Source organism: Rhizobium sp. KDH_Rht_773_N (assembly GCF_052946295.1).
Map to the genome: position 1 here is coordinate 46,209 of NZ_CM129525.1, position 14,420 is coordinate 60,628.

The 14,420-nt window shown below is 60.3% G+C and carries 16 protein-coding genes; 5 read left to right on the forward strand and 11 right to left on the reverse strand.

Annotation, left to right across the window (positions count from 1 at the left end):
* Positions 1 to 82 precede the first annotated feature (82 nt).
* From rseP to ACU8HS_RS00265, 8 genes are all read right to left on the reverse strand, one after another.
* Entirely contained in the window at positions 83 to 1,216 is a 1,134-nt protein-coding gene (gene rseP / locus ACU8HS_RS00230; protein WP_112568060.1) for an RIP metalloprotease RseP, read from the reverse strand.
* Between the two features lie 40 nt (positions 1,217 to 1,256).
* A complete protein-coding gene (locus ACU8HS_RS00235; protein ID WP_447015203.1) occupies positions 1,257 to 2,087 on the reverse strand; it encodes a phosphatidate cytidylyltransferase in 831 nt (276 codons plus the stop codon).
* Positions 2,087 to 2,830 (reverse strand): isoprenyl transferase, encoded by a 744-nt coding sequence (locus tag ACU8HS_RS00240; RefSeq protein ID WP_112568064.1) that lies wholly within the window; start codon positions 2,828 to 2,830, stop codon positions 2,087 to 2,089. Before ACU8HS_RS00240 ends, ACU8HS_RS00235 begins: the two co-directional genes overlap by 1 nt.
* 37 nt (positions 2,831 to 2,867) lie before the next feature.
* On the reverse strand, positions 2,868 to 3,428 hold the full coding sequence (gene frr, locus ACU8HS_RS00245; RefSeq protein WP_112568066.1) for a ribosome recycling factor: 561 nt from the start codon (positions 3,426 to 3,428) through the stop codon (positions 2,868 to 2,870).
* 51 nt (positions 3,429 to 3,479) lie between these two features.
* Positions 3,480 to 4,202: a UMP kinase gene (pyrH, locus tag ACU8HS_RS00250; protein ID WP_112568068.1), complete on the reverse strand. Its 723-nt coding sequence runs from the start codon at positions 4,200 to 4,202 to the stop codon at positions 3,480 to 3,482.
* A 95-nt stretch (positions 4,203 to 4,297) separates the two neighbouring features.
* The gene (gene tsf / locus ACU8HS_RS00255; protein ID WP_112704857.1) at positions 4,298 to 5,224 is read right to left on the reverse strand and encodes a translation elongation factor Ts; all 927 of its coding nucleotides are present in this window, start codon (positions 5,222 to 5,224) and stop codon (positions 4,298 to 4,300) included.
* Between the two features lie 240 nt (positions 5,225 to 5,464).
* Positions 5,465 to 6,232 carry a 30S ribosomal protein S2 gene (gene rpsB / locus ACU8HS_RS00260; protein WP_112568072.1) on the reverse strand — a complete coding sequence of 256 codons (768 nt, stop codon included), beginning with the start codon at positions 6,230 to 6,232 and terminating at the stop codon, positions 5,465 to 5,467.
* Positions 6,233 to 6,483: 251 nt separating this feature from the next.
* Positions 6,484 to 7,323: a cell envelope integrity EipB family protein gene (locus tag ACU8HS_RS00265; RefSeq protein WP_112568074.1), complete on the reverse strand. Its 840-nt coding sequence runs from the start codon at positions 7,321 to 7,323 to the stop codon at positions 6,484 to 6,486.
* A gap of 150 nt (positions 7,324 to 7,473) precedes the next feature.
* Here ACU8HS_RS00265 and ACU8HS_RS00270 point away from each other — a divergent pair, with 150 nt between their 5' ends.
* From ACU8HS_RS00270 to ACU8HS_RS00290, 5 genes are all read left to right on the forward strand, one after another.
* Positions 7,474 to 7,941 carry a RidA family protein gene (locus tag ACU8HS_RS00270; RefSeq protein ID WP_112568076.1) on the forward strand — a complete coding sequence of 156 codons (468 nt, stop codon included), beginning with the start codon at positions 7,474 to 7,476 and terminating at the stop codon, positions 7,939 to 7,941.
* Entirely contained in the window at positions 7,941 to 8,660 is a 720-nt protein-coding gene (locus tag ACU8HS_RS00275) for a glycerophosphodiester phosphodiesterase (protein WP_112704858.1), read from the forward strand. Before ACU8HS_RS00270 ends, ACU8HS_RS00275 begins: the two co-directional genes overlap by 1 nt.
* A 78-nt stretch (positions 8,661 to 8,738) precedes the next feature.
* Entirely contained in the window at positions 8,739 to 9,941 is a 1,203-nt protein-coding gene (locus tag ACU8HS_RS00280; protein WP_447015204.1) for a GNAT family N-acetyltransferase, read from the forward strand.
* A gap of 54 nt (positions 9,942 to 9,995) precedes the next feature.
* On the forward strand, positions 9,996 to 10,424 hold the full coding sequence (locus ACU8HS_RS00285) for an HIT family protein (RefSeq protein WP_112568082.1): 429 nt from the start codon (positions 9,996 to 9,998) through the stop codon (positions 10,422 to 10,424).
* Positions 10,425 to 10,482: 58 nt separating this feature from the next.
* On the forward strand, positions 10,483 to 10,773 hold the full coding sequence (locus ACU8HS_RS00290) for a Dabb family protein (protein ID WP_447015205.1): 291 nt from the start codon (positions 10,483 to 10,485) through the stop codon (positions 10,771 to 10,773).
* Positions 10,774 to 10,869: 96 nt separating this feature from the next.
* On the opposite strand, the gene clpA is transcribed toward ACU8HS_RS00290, so the two are convergent.
* From clpA to ACU8HS_RS00305, 3 genes are all read right to left on the reverse strand, one after another.
* A complete protein-coding gene (clpA, locus tag ACU8HS_RS00295; RefSeq protein ID WP_112704860.1) occupies positions 10,870 to 13,359 on the reverse strand; it encodes an ATP-dependent Clp protease ATP-binding subunit ClpA in 2,490 nt (829 codons plus the stop codon).
* A gap of 10 nt (positions 13,360 to 13,369) precedes the next feature.
* Positions 13,370 to 13,723, reverse strand: coding sequence for an ATP-dependent Clp protease adapter ClpS (gene clpS / locus ACU8HS_RS00300; protein ID WP_112568291.1), 354 nt, complete (start codon positions 13,721 to 13,723; stop codon positions 13,370 to 13,372).
* A 260-nt stretch (positions 13,724 to 13,983) separates the two neighbouring features.
* On the reverse strand, positions 13,984 to 14,352 hold the full coding sequence (locus ACU8HS_RS00305; RefSeq protein ID WP_112568088.1) for a phasin family protein: 369 nt from the start codon (positions 14,350 to 14,352) through the stop codon (positions 13,984 to 13,986).
* Positions 14,353 to 14,420: the final 68 nt, after the last annotated feature.

A 14,420-nucleotide genomic window follows, 5' to 3' on the forward strand; every position in this document is an offset into this window, starting at 1 on the left:
CTTCATTTCGAAGCGTGACCCATTCGCCACTACAGCTTTGAAACATCGTAAATAAACAGTAATTTTCCTTTACTCATACGCGCTATCCGATGAGCGCACTAATGTCATTCCAGGTCGCAAAAACCATTAATGTAAGCACCATGGCCAGGCCAATGCGAAACGCAATTTCCTGAGCCGAAGAACCCAGCGGCCTTCCCCTAACCGCTTCCACCGCATAGAACATCAAGTGGCCGCCATCAAGTACCGGAACCGGCATCAAATTCAGCAATCCAATCGAAACTGACAAAACAGCAGCAAGCTGCAGCAGCGCGCCTATTCCAAGCGTAGCCATCTGGCCCGAAGCTTGCGCCACGCGGATCGGACCGCCCAGCTGGTCGGCTTTCATCGCTCCGGTGAGCAGATTGCCGATATATTTGAAGGTCCCGGTCACGATATGCCAGGTCTGGAGCACGCCTTCATGCAGCGCTTCCAGCGGCGTGAACGTCTGCAGACGGAAGTGGCCGACCTCTTCGTTCGTGACGATTCCGATCAGGCCGACCTCGATCTTGTTGCCGAACTGGTCGGTAATATCGGTGCGCTGCGGCACCATCGGCAGATCCATCTTTTCGCCGTTCCGCTCGATTGTGACGACGATGTTCTGGTTCGGGCGGATGCTGACATAGCGGCGCACGTCGTCGAAGGTCTGCACCTTGGTGCCGTCGATGGAAACGAGCAGGTCGCCAGGCAGGACGCCGGCTGCGGCAGCCGCGCTATCCGGCTTGACTTCGGCGACGACGGGATCGGACACGGTGCGGCCGTAGATCGAAAACAGGACCGTGAAGATGGCAATGGCGAGGATGAAATTGGCGATCGGGCCGGCTGCGACGGTTGCGGCACGCTTCCACAGCTTTGCGCCGGCGAAGGAACGCTCGCGCTCCTCGTCCGTCATCGACGCCAGTTTGTCCGTATCCGGCTTGCTGGACGCATCCTCGTCGCCGAAGAAGCGGACATAGCCGCCGAGCGGGATTGCCGAGATCTTCCAGCGCGTTCCGTGACGATCGGTGAAACCGGCAATCTCCGGGCCGAAGCCCACGGAAAAGGCGAGGATACGGATCCCGCTCCAGCGCCCGACCAGATAGTGGCCCATCTCATGCACGAAGACGAGCAGCGACAGCACGATGACGAAGGGGACGATATAGCCCGTCAAAAAACCGAATATTCCGGTCACCGCTTCCATGAGTTCCTTCTTCTATCTGGCTTCTATCTGGCCGCAACGATCAAAGGCCGAACAATGCCGCGCCGAGCGACGTCGTTCCACCGCCCTTTATCAGCGAAAAAAGGCCAGCAAGCAAGAACGCCGAAAAACAGGCAAAAATCAGTCCGTCGACACGGTCCATGACGCCGCCATGGCCCGGAATGAGACGGCTGGAGTCCTTCACGCCGAATTTTCGCTTGATGAAGCTCTCGAAAAGATCGCCCGACTGGCTGAAGACGGACAGGACGAGCGCGATCACCGCGGCGCGATCCTGCGCTTCCGGCAGGAAAAAATGGACGATGACGGCCCCGGCGATGACGGCGGCAATGGCGCCGCCGACCGCCCCCGACCATGTCTTGCCGGGCGATATGCGCGGGGCAAGCTTCGGACCGCCGATCGCGCGCCCGACGAAATAGGCGAGAATGTCGGTCGCCCAGACCACAGCGAAAATGAACAGCATCGCATAGAGCCCGAGCGTTCCGTCGCCACGGATGGCGGCAAGCGCCAGTCCCGTGCCGCCGGCATATAAAAGCCCCGGCGCGAACCAGCGGCTGGCGCGATGCAGGAAGACCATGGCGATGCCGAGAGCGGTCAGGGCCATCAGCATTCCGAGCGCATATTCGAACGAACCGGCCAGCACGAGCAGGGCAACCAGCCCCTGCCCCACCCAGCCGAGCACATTCGTGACCGGGTCGCGGGCGATACCCGTGATGGCAGACCATTCGTAATAGATCAGCAGCGCGATGGCCGCGGCCAGGATGCGAAAGACAAAGCCGCCATACAATGTGGCGGCAAGAACGACGATCGCGAGAAACAGACCTGAAACGATGCGGAGCTTCAGTTCCTGCTTCATCAGGTGTTCACTGCCGCGGCCTGCGCGGAAAGACCGCCGAAGCGGCGATCGCGCGAGGCAAATTTCTCAAGTGCCGACAGAAAGAGCTCGCGGCTGAAATCCGGCCAATATTCCGGCAGGAAGACGAATTCCGAATAGGCGGCCTGCCAGAGCAGGAAGTTGGACAGGCGCTCCTCGCCGCTGGTGCGGATGATGAGATCCGGGTCCGGGATGCCGGCCGTATCGAGCCGGGCGTTGATGAGGGCCGGCGTGATATCCTGCGACCTCAGGCGCCCCTCCTCCACGTCCTTGGCAAGGCTCATCATGGCGCGGGCGATCTCATCGCGCGAGCCGTAGTTGAAGGCGATGACAAGCGTCAGCGCCGTATTGGCCCTGGTGGTCTCCTCGGCTTCCAGCAGAAGCTTGAGGATGTCGCTGCGCAGGTTGACGCGGTCGCCGATCACACGGATGCGCACGTTCTGCCGGTGCAACTCGGCGAGGTCGCTGCGGATGAAGGCCTTCAACAGGCCGAGGAGATCGGTGACCTCGGCCTCCGGGCGACGCCAGTTCTCCGACGAGAAGGCAAAAAGCGTCAGATATTTGATGCCAAGATCGCCGGCAGTGCGCACGGTCTGGCGAACGGTCTCGACCGCCCTGCGGTGTCCCATCGTCCGTGGCAGGCCGCGCTGCTTTGCCCAACGGCCGTTGCCATCCATAATGATGGCAACATGTTCTGGCACAGTCAAAAATGAGGTCTCCGACATTTTTCGTCCGGTCTTTCTTGGCGAGGACGCAAGTATACTAGACTTGCATGATTTCCTTTTCTTTCTCGCCAAGCAAGCGGTCGATTTCCAAAATCGTCTCGTCCGTCATTTTCTGGACGCGGTCCGACTGTGCCCGGCTTTCGTCCTGGCCGATTACGCCATCCTTTTCGGCTTTCTTAAGGCCGTCCATGCCGTCGCGGCGAACATGGCGAATCGCAACCTTGCTCTTTTCGGCATAGTCGTGCGCCACTTTGACGAGAGACTTGCGGCGCTCTTCGTTGAGTTCCGGCAGCGGGATGCGGAGGTTCTGGCCGTCGACGATCGGGTTCAGGCCGAGATTCGATTCGCGAATCGAACGGTCCACGGCGCCGACCATGCTCTTGTCCCAGACGGAGACCGTCAGCATGCGCGGCTCGGGCACGGTAATGTTGGCGACCTGGTTCAGCGGCATGCGCGAACCGTAGGCTTCGACCGTCACCGGATCGAGAATGTTGGCCGAAGCACGCCCCGTGCGCAGCGATGCAATATCGCTCTTGAATGCGGAAACGGCGCCATCCATGCGGCGCTTCAGTTCCTTGATGTCGACACCTTCACTCATACCTATTCTCCCGTCTCAGAGGATTTGCACCGGCGGCGGCGCAGCTCCCTATCAGTTGTCGGATACGATGGTCTTGAGACCACCACCCGTCAAGATTTCAGCGAAACGTCCTTTCTCGTGGATCGAGAAAACAACGATCGGAATGGAATTTTCGCGCGCCAGAGCAACAGCAGCCACGTCCATAACGGCGAGGCCCCGGTCGAGAACCTCCTTGTGGGTCAGATGGTCGAAACGCGTCGCGTCCGGATCCTTCTTCGGATCGGCCGTGTAGATGCCGTCCACCTGCGTGCCCTTGAAGATCGCCTCGGCGCCCATTTCGGCGGCGCGAAGCGCGGCCGCGGAATCGGTGGTGAAGAAGGGGTTGCCGGTGCCGCCGGCGAAGATCACCACCCGGCCGAGAGACAGGTGATAGAGTGTCGCGCGCTGCGAGAAGCTCTCGCAGATTTCCGGCATGGAGATTGCCGAGAGAACCACCGTATCGATGTTCAGCTTGCGCAGCGAAGTGGCGAGTGCCAGCGCGTTGATGACCGTGCCGAGCATGCCCATGTGGTCGCCGGTGACGCGGTCTCCGCCCTTGGACGCAACCGCCACGCCGCGGAAGATGTTGCCGCCGCCGATGACGACGCCGACTTCAACGCCCATCTGCCTTGCATCGGCGATATCGGAGGCGATGCGGTCTGCCACCGCAACGTCGATCCCGAAGCCCTGGGCACCCATCATGGCTTCCCCGGAAGCCTTGAGTAGAACACGTTTATAGATTGGTTCCGACGTCATGTTGGCTCCTCGTATATTGCCGCAATTGCCCGATACACGAAGGGCACCGCGTTGTCACGCGATGCCCTTCGGTTTTCCCAAATATGGCTGAAGGATCAACCCTTGGCGACAGCAGCGACTTCGGCCGCGAAGTCGGTCTCTTCCTTCTCGACGCCTTCGCCGAGGAGGAGGCGTGCCATGCCGGTGATTTCGATCGCAGCGCCGGCTTCCTTTTCGGCTGCCTTGATCGCGGCGCCGACCGTCAGGTCCGGATTGATGACGAAAGACTGCGAGAGAAGAGCGACTTCTTCGAAGAACTTGCGCATGCGGCCTTCAACCATCTTTTCGATGATGGCTTCCGGCTTGCCGGATTCGCGCGACTGCTCGATGAAGACGTTGCGCTCGCGCTCGGCGACGGCGGCATCGACTTCTTCGGCACGGATCGCCAGCGGGTTGGTGGCAGCGATGTGCATGGCGATCTGGCGGCCGATCGAGGTCAGGACGGCCTTGTCGCCGACCGACTTCAGCGCGACGAGAACGCCGAGCTTGCCGATGCCGTCGCCGGCAGCATTGTGGATGTAGGTCGCCACGACGCCGTGCTCGACTTCGAGCTTGGCCGCACGACGAAGCGTCATGTTCTCGCCGATGGTCGCGATCGCTTCCTTGATGGTGTCGGCGACCGGCTTGCCGGATGCCGGATAGGTCGCAGCGGAAATGGCTTCGACCGTGCCGTCGGTGGAGAGCGCAACTTCGGCAATGCCGCGTGCGAGGTCCTGGAAGGCGTCGTTACGGGCGACGAAGTCGGTTTCGGAGTTGAGCTCGACGACGACAGCCTTGTGACCTGCGCCGGCGATGGCAACCAGGCCTTCAGCGGCGGCACGGCCGGACTTCTTGTCGGCCTTGGAAATGCCCTTGGCGCGCAGCCAGTCGATCGCGGCTTCGATGTCGCCGTTGGTTTCGGTCAGCGCCTTCTTGCAGTCCATCATGCCTGCGCCAGACTTTTCGCGCAGTTCCTTCACCAGTGCAGCCGTAATCTCGGTCATAAGCTTCCTCTTGTCGGTTCATACGGTGGCCCGCGGAAGGCGGTGCGGCACCGGATTGAGGCACGAAATGTACCTGTATGTATGACAGCGTTATGAAGACGCGCCATACAGAATTCGTGGAGGCGAAAGCAGTCGCGGCTTCCGCCTGAAACGGGCAAGGCCGCCGAACTTCTGAGAGTCGCGAGCGGCCTTTCCCAATCTTTGCAAGCTTGGGCAGAGCTTTTGCTCCACCCGCTTTTATCAGGCTTCGCTCGCCTCATCGAGCGCCGGCTCGAACGGAACTTCGGTCGAAGCGCCGAGGTCGCGGCCCGATCCGCTCTGCTGACGGGCGATACCGTCGATGGCCGCGCGGGCGATCAGGTCGCAGTAGAGAGCGATGGCGCGCGAGGCGTCGTCGTTGCCCGGGATCGGATAGTCGATCAGGTCCGGATCGCAGTTCGAGTCGATGATGGCGACGACCGGGATGCCGAGGCGTTTGGCTTCGTCGATCGCGATCTTTTCCTTGTTGGTATCGATGATGAACATCAGGTCCGGCGTGCCGCCCATGTCCTTGATACCGCCGAGGGCCTTGTCGAGCTTTTCGCGCTCGCGCTCGAGGTTCAGGCGCTCCTTCTTGGAGTAGCCGGACTGCTCGGCGGCGAGGATTTCGTCGAGCTTGCGCAGGCGCTGGATCGAGTTGGAGATCGTCTTCCAGTTCGTCATCATGCCGCCGAGCCAACGCGAGTTGACGTAGTACTGGGCGGAACGCTTGGCCGAGTCAGCGATCAGCTCGGAAGCCTGACGCTTGGTGCCGACGAAGAGAACACGGCCGCCCCGAGCAACGGTGTCGGACACGACCTGCAGGGCGCGCGACAGCATCGGAACGGTCTGGGCCAGGTCGATGATGTGGATATTGTTACGATCGCCGAAAATATACGGCTTCATCTTCGGGTTCCAGCGATGCGTCTGGTGGCCGAAGTGGACGCCTGCTTCGAGAAGCTGACGCATGGAAAAATCAGGCAATGCCATGCCTTGTTACTCCTTTTCCGGTTGAACCTCCGCAAGGCGAACAGCATCCTCTTTGAGGACGCCACCGGGCGGAAAAGCCGGATTTCTCCCGGACGATCCCATGCCTTACGTGTGGAATGCGGGTGCCCTTACATTCGATTCTCCGCAAAAGCAAGGCTTTCGCTGAAAAATCTGCCTGCGGTCGCGTGGCAATGACATGGATGCGGGCTGCGCAACCCGCCAGCAACAGGCCAGCCTATGACCATGCCGCTTTACTGGCAGGTCGGCGCGGCCTTCTTGTCCAGCAGTTCGAGCTTGGTGAGCTTGCCGGTCAGAACGAAATCGCCGTAGTCCATCGTCAGGTCGCGGGTAATACCGTTCTCATAGAGCTTGAACGACATGCGGTAGACCGGCAGCGTGTCGGATTTGGCATTCTCGTTGAAATAGGAGATCGTCACCGGCCAGAAAGCGGCCCTGGCGAACTGGCCGGCATTGCCGGCATCGGCCTCGTCCGTGACCGGGGTCTCCTGCTTGCCGACGATGGTCGTCGTCACCAGGGACTTGTCGCCGTCGTCGGAACCGTCGAAGACGCGGGCCTCGAAGAAGCGCTTGCCGTCCTTGGCGTTCCGGATGACGTCGAGCATGTGCTCGGTGGGGAAGCGGCTTTCTTCAAGCTGCAACTCGCGGCTTGCCGGCTGGGTGAGGTCGACCTTCACGCCTTCCGGCTTGTCTTCCGCCGCGCCGTTGACTTCCTTGTCGAGCTGGTCATCGGTGAAGGACTTGGTGTCGAAGGTGAACTTGCCGTCCTTCAGGCTTTCGTAGGTCCTGGTCTGCTGGTCGCTGACACGCACGTTGTCGCCCGTGTCGATCTGGGTGACGAAGCGGAAATTGGTGGTGAACCCTTCGCAATAATTGCCGTCGAACTCATAGACCATGCGGCCGTACATGGAGGCGATGCCGGAACGTTCGGAAGCGTCCTTCAGTTCCAGATCGTAAACGGCGCGGTGAGCGACGAGCCCGGTCGCGATCGCAGCGCTCGTCGCCGGCGCAGCCGCCACAGCACTGGCGGAAACGCTCGCGAGGAGAAGAGCGGCAAGTAACGATCGGAACATTCATTAACTCCTGTTGGACTCGTCCGCGATGTTATAAGAACGCTTTCGGCCAAATCGAGGCGGCCAAATCGAGGCTCGAAACTGTCACATTAAAGATTCTAGTCTTGATGCATAATTTTTGAAGAATTGACAACAAAAGCGGAGACGAAAATGTCCGATCAAATCGCCGCGCGTCTGTCGGAAATGGGGATAACCCTGCCCGAAGCTGCCGCACCTGCCGCCAACTATGTCCCGTATGTCATCAGCGGCAATCTGCTCACCATTTCCGGCCAGCTGCCGCTCGAAAGCGGCAAGGTCGCGGTGTCGGGCCATCTCGGCAGGAACGTCGATGTCGCCGCCGGCCAGCGCGCCGCAGAGCTTTGCGCCATCAACATTCTCGCGCAGGCGAAGGCCGCACTCGGCGGCGATCTCGGCCGCATCCGCCGCGTCATCAAGCTCAACGGCTTCGTTGCCTCGACACCGGAATTCGTCGAGCAGCACCTTGTCATCAACGGCGCCTCGAACCTGATCGCCAACGTGCTCGGCGAAGCCGGCAAACATGCCCGCGCCGCCGTCGGCATGGCGGCCCTGCCGCTCGGTGCCGCCGTCGAAATCGATGCTATCATGGAAATCGCCTAATGACGAATGCCGCCTGGATCAAAGAGCTGCCGGTTGCGCATCGCGGCTATCACGACCTCAACAAAGCCATCTGGGAAAACACGCTTTCGGCCTTCTCCCGCGCCGTCGAAGCGGGCTTTGCCATCGAATGCGACCTGCATTACGCATCCGACGGCGTGCCGGTCATCTTCCATGACGAAGATATGGAACGTCTCTGCAACCTCAAAGGCGACGTGCGGGAACGGACCTCCAGGGAGCTCGGGCTGATCGCCGTCGGCGGCACCGCGGACAAGGTGCCGACGCTGAAGCAGCTTCTCGACCTCGTGCAGGGCAAAGTGCCGCTGGTGCTGGAACTCAAGGGCCGCGAAGCCGACGACGAAGGCTTTGCGGAAGCGGTTCTGGACGTGCTGGAAGGCTATGCGGGCAAGGTCGCGCTGATGAGCTTCGACCACTGGCTGCTGAAAGATCTCAAGGACCTGAACGCGCCCTATCCGGTCGGCCTGACGGCCAACGGCAATACGCCGGAAGACTATGCCACGCATGAGAAGGCGATGGCCTTCGGCCTCGACTTCATCTCCTACTATTATGCCGACCTGCCGAACTCCTTTATCAGCGGCCAGCGCGGCAAGGGCATTCCTGTCATCACCTGGACGGTGCGCGACGAAGAAGCCCGCAAGCATACTTTCGAGAATGCCGATCAGATGACTTTCGAAGGCTTCGATCCGCGCGCGGCGGTTTGACGCTCGCTTTTTGAACAAGATCGTGCGCAGACTGGGAGGGAGCCCGCTCCCTCCCCCCAACGGCTTCGCATTTGCTTCATGACAGACCAATCGTCAGACGAACTTTCCATTCGCATCGAGCGATCATTCACCGCCATTTCCCCCGAGCGCTGGTCCAGGCTTTCGGGGGCGTCGAAGGATTGCGGCACCGTCGCCTACAATCCTTTCGTCTCGCATGCCTTTCTCTCGTCGCTGGAAGAATCCGGCTCGGCCACGGCACAGACCGGCTGGCTTGGCCATCACATGCTGCTGGAGACGGACAAGGGCGAACTGGTCGGCGCCCTGCCCGGCTATCTCAAGAACCACAGCCAGGGCGAATATGTCTTCGACCACGGCTGGGCCGACGCTTTCGAGCGGGCCGGCGGCAGCTACTATCCGAAGCTGCAATGTTCGATCCCCTTTACGCCAGCCACCGGGCCTCGCCTGCTCGTCGCCGAGGGTTTCGAACGGCATCCGATCCAGAATGCGATGGCGGAAAGCCTGAAAGAGGTCGTGCGCCGCCTCGATGTTTCCTCGGCCCATATCACCTTCGTGCCGGAGGACGAAATGTCGGTCTTCGAGACCGACGGCTATCTGCACCGCACCGACAAGCAGTTCCATTTCATCAACGAAGGTTATGCCAACCACGATGAATTCCTGGAGACGCTCGCCTCCCGCAAGCGCAAGGCATTGCGCAAGGAGCGGCGGACGGCGGTCGAGAACGGCATTACCATCGACTGGCTGACCGGACGAGACCTGACCGAAAACATCTGGGACCAGTTCTTCGCCTTCTATATGGATACGGGCGGGCGCAAATGGGGCCGGCCGTATCTGACGCGCAAGTTCTATTCGCTGATCGGCGAGCGCATGGCCGACGACATCCTGCTCGTCATGGCAAAACGCGACGGCCGCTATGTCGCGGGCGCCATCAACTTCATCGGCGGCGATACGCTCTACGGACGGCACTGGGGTTGCATCGAGGACCATCCCTTCCTGCATTTCGAGGTCTGCTACCACCAGGCCATCGACTTCGCGCTGGAAAAGGGCCTGAAGAAGGTGGAGGCCGGTGCGCAGGGCGAACACAAGCTCGCGCGCGGCTATCTGCCGGTGACAATGCATTCCGCCCATTATATCGCCCATGCGGGATTGCGGCGCGCGGTCGCCGACTATCTCGAGCGCGAGCGGGAGGATGTCGAATATATGAATGAGGTGCTTGCCGAACACACGCCCTTCCGCAAGGGCGAACGGCTGCAGGAGGATTGACGCGCTTGGCCCCGCCGCGCTACGCGATCCAAGAAAACATGAGGAGATTTCGCCATGACCAGCGCCGCCTATGACGACAACAATATCTTCGCCAAGATCCTGCGCGGCGAAATCCCGTCACATCGCGTCTACGAAGACGACATGACCGTCGCCCTGATGGATGTGATGCCGCAGGCGCCCGGCCATGTGCTGGTCTTGCCGAAAGCGCCTTCCCGCAATATTTTCGATGCCGATCCGGCCTCGCTTTCCCATACGATCACGGTCGTGCAGAAAATGGCCAATGCGGTCAAGGAAGCGTTCGACGCAGATGGCGTGTTCATCGCCCAGTTCAACGAACCGGCCGCCGGCCAGACCGTTTTCCACCTGCATTTCCACGTCATCCCGCGGCATGCCGGCGTGGCGCTCAAGCCGCATTCCGGCAAGATGGAGGATGGCGCGGTGCTCGCCGCCCACGCAGAGAAGATCAAGGCGGAACTCGCGTAAGGGCAGGCCGCCCCGCTTTAAAATATACTGAATTACTTCATCGATTTAGGAGGAAACCATGATCCGCCACACAGTTGCGTTCCGCCTGAAGCATGCCGCGGGCTCTGCCGAGGAGAAGGCTTTCCTCGATGAGGCTTTGACGCTCAAGCAGATCCCAAGCGTGCGAAATTTCGAGCAACTCCGTCAGACGAGCCCGAAGAACGATTTCACCTTCGGCTTCTCGATGGAGTTCGAGGATCAGGCCGGTTACGACGCCTACAACACCCACCCGCGGCATGTGGCCTTCGTGCGCGACCGCTGGGTGCCCGAAGTCGCGGACTTCCTGGAAATCGACTACGCCAGGCTCTGACGTTGCGGAGCGTGCCGGGGCCGCGCCTCAAGCCTTTTCCTGCGCAAATAAAAAGGCCGCCTCGCAGCGGCCTTTCGCATTCGTCTTATTCAAAGCCTACTTCTTGCGCGGCACCTTCGGAACCGTCGAGCCCTTCTTGGGGGCGTCGCGGACCTCGGGCTCCGGCTGCGGCACGGTCTTGGCCCTGGTCTTCTTGACCGGCTTGGTCTTCAGCTCGCCATCATCCTCGTCGATCGCTTCCTGATGAACCAGCTCGGCCTCCGGCTTCGGCTTGATGGGCGCCGTTTCCGGAATGGCTTCCAGAATAAGACCGGACTTGCCGTCCTCCTTCGGGCCGACGGTGACGTTGACGACGCCGCCCTTCTTCAGCTTGCCGAAGAGGATTTCGTTCGCCAGCGGCTTCTTGATGTTTTCCTGGATCACGCGAGCCAGCGGGCGGGCACCCATCTTCTCGTCGTAACCCTTTTCAGACAGCCAGGCGATCGCATCCTCGTGCAGGTCGAAGGTGACGTTGCGTTCGGAAAGCTGGGCTTCCAGCTGCATGATGAACTTCTGCACGACCTTGTGGATGACGGCCGTCGGCAGCGGCGCGAACGGGATGATCGCGTCGAGACGGTTGCGGAATTCCGGCGTGAACAGGCGGGTCAGGGCCTCTTCGTCCTCGCCGGTACGCTTGGACGAACCGAAGCCGATGGCGGCCTTGGCCATTTCCGAAGCGCCCGCATTGGTCGTCATGATCAGAACGACGTTGCGGAAGTCGATCTTCTTGCCGTTATGATCGGTCAGCGTGCCATGGTCCATGACCTGCAGCAGGATATTGTAGATATCCGGATGCGCCTTCTCGATTTCGTCGAGCAGAACCACGCAATGCGGATGCTGGTCGACGCCATCGGTCAGGAGACCGCCCTGATCGAAGCCGACATAGCCGGGAGGGGCACCGAGCAGACGGGAAACCGTATGCCGCTCCATGTATTCCGACATGTCGAAGCGCAGCATCTCGACACCGAGCGAGGCGGCAAGCTGTTTGGCGACTTCCGTCTTGCCCACGCCCGTGGGGCCGGAGAAGACATAGGCGCCGATCGGCTTGTTCGGCTCGCGCAGGCCGGCACGCGCCAGCTTGATCGAGGTGGACAGGGCTTCGATCGCCGTATCCTGACCGTAGACCACCGAGCGCAGTTCCTGCTCGAGATTGGCAAGAACGGCTTCGTCGTCCTTCGAGACGGTCTTGGCCGGAATGCGGGCCATCGTCGCAATCGTCGCTTCGATCTCCTTTTCGGTGATCAGCTTGCGGCGCCTGGAGGGCGGCAGCAGCATCTGGGCCGCACCGGTCTCGTCGATGACGTCGATCGCCTTGTCCGGCAGCTTGCGGTCCGAAATGTAGCGGGCCGAGAGCTCGACGGCAGTCTTGATCGCCTCGTTGGAGTAGCGCAGATGGTGATACTCTTCGAAATAGGGCTTCAGGCCCTTCATGATCTCGATCGCATCGTCGATCGAGGGTTCGTTGACGTCGATCTTCTGGAAGCGGCGGACCAGAGCCCGATCCTTTTCGAAGAACTGGCGATATTCCTTGTAGGTGGTCGAACCGATGCAGCGGATCGCGCCCGAAGACAGAGCCGGCTTCAGGAGGTTCGAGGCATCCATGGCCCCGCCCGACGTCGCACCCGCACCGATGACGGTGTGGATTTCGTCGATGAAGAGCACGGCGCCCGGATATTCTTCCAGTTCCTTGACGACCTGCTTCAGGCGCTCTTCGAAATCACCGCGATAGCGGGTGCCGGCCAGCAGCGTGCCCATGTCGAGCGAGAAGATCGTGGCGTCAGCCAAGGCTTCCGGCACCTTGCCTTCGACGATGCGCTTGGCCAGGCCTTCAGCAATGGCAGTCTTGCCGACGCCGGGATCGCCGACATAGAGCGGGTTGTTCTTGGAGCGACGGCACAGGATCTGGATGGTCCGGTTCACCTCGGCGTGACGGCCGATCAACGGGTCGATCTTGCCGCCCTTGGCCTTCTCGTTGAGGTTGACGCAGTAAGCCTTCAGCGCATCCTGCTGCTTCTTCGGGCCGCCCTCTTCCTCGTTGCCGCGTGCGGTCGGCTTGGATTCGGATTCTTCTTCGGCGCCGCGCGGGGGGCGGCTTTCCGACGAGCCCGGACGCTTGCCGATGCCGTGGGAGATGTAGTTGACGGCATCGTAGCGGGTCATTTCCTGCTCCTGCAGGAAATAGGCAGCATGGCTCTCGCGCTCGGCGAAGATCGCGACAAGCACGTTGGCGCCGGTCACTTCCTCGCGGCCCGAAGACTGGACATGGATCACCGCGCGCTGGATGACGCGCTGGAAGCCCGATGTGGGCTTGGAATCCTCGTCGTAGCCGGTGACCAGGTTGGAGAGTTCGTTATCGACATATTCCAGGAGCGTTTTACGGAGCGCGTCGAGGTCGACATTGCAGGCACCCATGACCGCTGCCGCATCGGCATCGTCGATCAGGGCGAGCAACAGATGCTCGAGCGTCGCATATTCATGGTGCCGCTCGTTGGCAAAGGTCAGTGCCTGATGGAGCGCCTTCTCAAGACTAGGCGAAAATGTTGGCACGTTCAGTTCCTCACTTCTTTTCCATGACGCATTGCAGCGGATGCTGGTGCTGCCGGGCAAAGTCCATCACCTGGCTCACCTTGGTTTCCGCCACCTCGTATGTGAATATTCCGCATTCGCCGACGCCGTGGTTATGGACATGCAGCATGATGCGGGTGGCACTTTCCCGATCCTTCTGAAAAAAACGCTCCAGGATATGGATGACGAATTCCATTGGGGTGTAGTCGTCATTCAAAAGCAGTACGCGATAGAGATTAGGTTTCTTGGTCTTCGGCTTGGTGCGCGTAATGACCGAGGTTCCGCGATTTCCGTTGTCCCCGTTCCTTTCGCTGTCATTCTGCATCCGGATCGGTCTGGCGATCATTGTCATTCATTCCTCAATCAATCCGGCAGGCAGCATGGGAGGGGTGCTTTCCCGTCGAATATCTGAAACACTAACGTAGTTCATAATAGAGCGATTTTAAGCCCCTTGTTTCCGACTGCAATCACAATTCCGCAGGACTTGACGCAAAGGCCAAAAAAGTCTGCGTAAAAACCGGGCGTGCTTCGGGAAACAAAAAAGACCGGCCGCAGATGCGGTGCCGGTCCTTGATTTTCAATAGGCGGCGCGGCGCGCCACAAGATTTATGCGGCTGCGGGGGCGACCGGAGCGGCTTTCGAAACCTTGGCGGCAGCAGCAGCCATCGGTGCTTCGTAGGGCTTATAAGCATTCTTGGCGATGTCGGCATACATTTCGCCGAGCTTGGTCGCCTCGGCGATGAAGGCCTCGTAGGAAGACTTCGCATAATTGGTCTGCAATTCGAAGGCCGCCTCGAAGCTCTTTAAGCCCGACAGCGTTTCGAAATGGGTGACGGCATCCTGGAAGGACTTCTTGGAATATTCGGCCGCCTCAGAGGCGATCGCCTGGAAACCCTTGGCGGTATCGGAATAGCTCTTGAGCATCGAATCCACCGCTTCCTTGCTCTTCCGGTTTGCATCGTCGAAATTGAACATGACCATCCTCCAATTGGCTGTTGCAGGCAGAGGGTAGCTGCAACGCACAAAGAGTCAAGTAGTCTTGT

What these genes read in the sequence shown, in the direction of transcription:
- ACU8HS_RS00285 (WP_112568082.1), top strand. Translation starts at nt 9,996, where the DNA reads ATGACCAGCGCCGCCTATGACGACAACAATATCTTCGCCAAGATCCTG.
- rpsB (WP_112568072.1), bottom strand. Translation starts at nt 6,232, where the DNA reads ATGGCATTGCCTGATTTTTCCATGCGTCAGCTTCTCGAAGCAGGCGTC.
- ACU8HS_RS00305 (WP_112568088.1), bottom strand. Translation starts at nt 14,352, where the DNA reads ATGTTCAATTTCGACGATGCAAACCGGAAGAGCAAGGAAGCGGTGGAT.
- ACU8HS_RS00290 (WP_447015205.1), top strand. Translation starts at nt 10,483, where the DNA reads ATGATCCGCCACACAGTTGCGTTCCGCCTGAAGCATGCCGCGGGCTCT.
- ACU8HS_RS00270 (WP_112568076.1), top strand. Translation starts at nt 7,474, where the DNA reads ATGTCCGATCAAATCGCCGCGCGTCTGTCGGAAATGGGGATAACCCTG.
- rseP (WP_112568060.1), bottom strand. Translation starts at nt 1,216, where the DNA reads ATGGAAGCGGTGACCGGAATATTCGGTTTTTTGACGGGCTATATCGTC.
- ACU8HS_RS00235 (WP_447015203.1), bottom strand. Translation starts at nt 2,087, where the DNA reads ATGAAGCAGGAACTGAAGCTCCGCATCGTTTCAGGTCTGTTTCTCGCG.
- clpS (WP_112568291.1), bottom strand. Translation starts at nt 13,723, where the DNA reads ATGATCGCCAGACCGATCCGGATGCAGAATGACAGCGAAAGGAACGGG.
- ACU8HS_RS00240 (WP_112568064.1), bottom strand. Translation starts at nt 2,830, where the DNA reads ATGTCGGAGACCTCATTTTTGACTGTGCCAGAACATGTTGCCATCATT.
- ACU8HS_RS00280 (WP_447015204.1), top strand. Translation starts at nt 8,739, where the DNA reads ATGACAGACCAATCGTCAGACGAACTTTCCATTCGCATCGAGCGATCA.
- pyrH (WP_112568068.1), bottom strand. Translation starts at nt 4,202, where the DNA reads ATGACGTCGGAACCAATCTATAAACGTGTTCTACTCAAGGCTTCCGGG.
- ACU8HS_RS00265 (WP_112568074.1), bottom strand. Translation starts at nt 7,323, where the DNA reads ATGTTCCGATCGTTACTTGCCGCTCTTCTCCTCGCGAGCGTTTCCGCC.
- tsf (WP_112704857.1), bottom strand. Translation starts at nt 5,224, where the DNA reads ATGACCGAGATTACGGCTGCACTGGTGAAGGAACTGCGCGAAAAGTCT.
- frr (WP_112568066.1), bottom strand. Translation starts at nt 3,428, where the DNA reads ATGAGTGAAGGTGTCGACATCAAGGAACTGAAGCGCCGCATGGATGGC.
- ACU8HS_RS00275 (WP_112704858.1), top strand. Translation starts at nt 7,941, where the DNA reads ATGACGAATGCCGCCTGGATCAAAGAGCTGCCGGTTGCGCATCGCGGC.